This window comes from Rubidibacter lacunae KORDI 51-2 (assembly GCF_000473895.1).
Classification (GTDB): domain Bacteria; phylum Cyanobacteriota; class Cyanobacteriia; order Cyanobacteriales; family Rubidibacteraceae; genus Rubidibacter; species Rubidibacter lacunae.
On sequence record NZ_ASSJ01000033.1, the window covers coordinates 1 to 3,191 of the forward strand.

Genomic DNA, 3,191 nt, shown 5'->3' on the forward strand with positions numbered 1-3,191 from the left:
GAGAGGCAGTTGCCACACTCCTTATTAGCGCCTAAACTTGCAATAAGTGTCTTAGATGCTTGGCACCCAACTGCTACTACTTGCTTAAGAGCAATATGGGTATCAAGCGGTTGGATTTATTGCTCATAACTACAACACACCGGGTTGGAGCATTTGTTAGGCGGTCAAAGGATCAAACGTTTGCAAAGCTGAAGCTAAACACCGCATCATTGAAGTCCATGTCAGAATCAAGGGCAGGTAGGTCTTCAAAGCCAAAGACATTTCCGCCCAAGGATCGAAAATGATCGACTGCATCGGGATTCGCTCTCCTGTAGGCAAAATATGCCACTAAGTCTTCACGATCCTCTGCAGCATTGTTATCCGGATTCCGCTCGAGGAATTCCGCAGGCGTAATGCCTCCGCCATTGGCAATTGCGAACGGTGCGTAAAGACGACCGCCTTCAAGAACGACATCGGCAAAATCTGCTGCTGTTGTATTCTCGGCAAGGTTTCCCCCCGCCCGGATGGATACTCCTGGAATTGCCGCGGAGATCGCGGCAGCAGCATAACCATTACTTAATCCGGGTTGCAGGTCTGCGACTCCATCTCCATTGGTATCAATACCCCCGAATTCATCAACAACTTCATAGAAACCCACGAAGTTATCAAATGATGCATCCGTTAAGCCCAGGACGCGATCGTCCAAGATGGGACTGAAACTACCGGGAGTATCGAGGAGGTTGAGGGCAAAGGAAGTGATGTCTCCATTGTCCTCAGCCGTAAATAAGACGCTCTTGAAAAGCGATAGCGACGCTGCAGATTCATTGGTGTCTACACCATAGTTTTCGCCATCAAGCAGGGTGAAGTTTAGGGGTTCTGTCCCTTCGGTTGTCCCAGTATCCGATACGCGTAAGAGGAGCGAAGATTCTGCTTGTGTGAGATTGACGATAAAGCTGCTGGGATCGAACGAACCGCTGGGTGGCAACTCAATGCCATCCAATTCAAGAATAGGAGTCCCGTCTGCTCCAGTGAATAGATTGGAGAGAACACCAGTATTATCACTATCAATAAAGACGGGCAGACCACCTACCGGAATATCACCGGAAATACTAAAGGAAATGGTGAAATTTGCCCCAGTACTTACGGTGTCGCGATCGATTGTGAAGCCGACTACGGGGTCATCCAAATTCGGGACGCCATCCGTGATGATAAAGCTATCTTCGCTAGCATCCGAATCGATTTCGTATGCATTACTAGCTTCGAGAGCAACGGCTACCGTTGTGTCGGGTTGAGTGATGATGTCGTCGATCGCTAGAGCGGCGATCGTGGCTTGACTCTCCCGTATCCTTACGGAAACGGTATCTTGGCCGCTAGCGGCAATCCCTCGCAGCAGTTCGCCAGCTTCGCTAACTTCACTGGCGTCATCCGATTCATCAGTATCATCCGATTCATCAGTATCATCCGATTCACCATTACTCGTATCACCAACGGGCAAGAACTCTAAGCCAGAGGTTTGTACGCTTGCCAGATCGATGCGATTGCTGCGAATCGCTTCAAGAAAGTCTCCTGAAAAGTCAACAATCAGGCCCGCATCGGGGATCGCACCTTCAATAATGAAGTTAATGAAAAGTAAATCTCCACTGACTTCACTTAAGAAATTGGTCTCACCCACTTCGCCTGTTGTCACTTCGAGCCCCACCACAGGCAAAGGACCGGGACCAGGACCGGGGTCGGGGTCGGGGTCGGGGTCGGGGTCGGGGTCGGGGTCGGGGTCGGGCACCGCATCCTCAGTTTCAAAGAATGAAACTGGAAAAGAAGTGGTTGCTGGGTCGAGCGTTACACCACTTGTGAGGGAAGTGAACGTGAACGTATCCGTTTCCGTTTGGCCAGCAACGTCTTCTGTGACGCCGTCTGCGTCAATATCCCGACCAAACAACCCATCTGCATTCTGTCTATCAACAAGAATCGAATTAAAGACTGGAATAGTCAGAGTGCTTACGGACGCAAAAAGTTGAATGTCTATGTCCGTAAAGTCTGTAAAGTCCGGTATCGGAACCAGTCCATTTGGAGTGGCAGAAGGAAGGACAAAACGAGTCAAGCCCTGATTATCTGCAGAGGACAGATTGATAACCGGAGGATTTGCAGGATCGATTGGGTCTCCGCTGACGGTAAAGGTGATGGTAAAAAAATTAGTCGTCGGGTCTGCTACCCCAGTACTGCCTAGTTCTTCAATAAAGTCTGTTGTATTGAACTCGATCGTGATTACGGTCGTGAAACTGCTTTGATAGTGATGCTGCAATGCATTGGAGAAAACCACTGGGGTTGTCACCGGACCGAGCTGGGTTTCTAGTTCCCAGTTCTGATAACCATTGACATTCCCGACACGATACGCCGATGCAGCAATGTTCGCCCCTGTCAGCTGACGTAACTTTTGCAGGAATGTGGATCCCTGAAAGCCCTTGGCCACTTGGCAACCGTAGAGCAGTAAATCGCGCCCTTCCAACACCTCAGACCATTCCTGTAGTTGCCGGGCGTAATGTCCGACCGCACACCCATCCAGCTGGGTATTGCCCAGGGTCAACGACCCTGGCGAGCCATGAGCAATGATGTGAACTTGCTCCAGGGTGGGGCATTGGCGCAACAGTGCTGAAATTTGCTTGATACCATCCTGCCTGGAATCCAGAACTGCAGTGGCACGATCGTTTTTGGCCACATCAGCCAGCAACTGCGGTAGGCATTCGACATTGGCATCGAAGATGACCAAGGACTTTACCTGAGAAACCCGATTGTCTGGCGAACTACTACAACGACCGAACGACTCGACGTCAGGGTGGGCAAGCTGGAGGGTCATGACTTTGTCTAATACAAGGTTGACAAAAAGCAAGGGGAGGAGTTTGAGAGGCAGTTGCCACACTCCTTATTAGCGCCTAACACTTGCAATAAGTTTCTTGGACGCTTGGCACCCAACTGCTACTACACAATGTATAGCGGCATCGGTGCTGTCAGTAGTATGAATATCTGTCGACCGAACTTATTGCTTGATAGTTGCAATAAGCAGTATAGCCCAATCAGAGGTCGATCCGCCTTGGATCTAAGACTTGGGACTCATTGGTGATGCAGAAAACTCCTGAACCCGTTGCCCTGTAGTGGATGCGGCAAGAGGGAGCCCATTCCAAAATGCTGTAAGTTCCCCAACTTATCGGCAGACCATG

General features: G+C 50.1%; 1 protein-coding gene. It reads right to left on the reverse strand.

All coding sequences use genetic code 11. The features are described 5' to 3' along the window. Positions 1-172: 172 nt before the first annotated feature. A complete protein-coding gene (locus KR51_RS05565; protein WP_022605735.1) occupies positions 173-2,893 on the reverse strand; it encodes a DUF4347 domain-containing protein in 2,721 nt (906 codons plus the stop codon). Positions 2,894-3,191 lie beyond the last annotated feature (298 nt).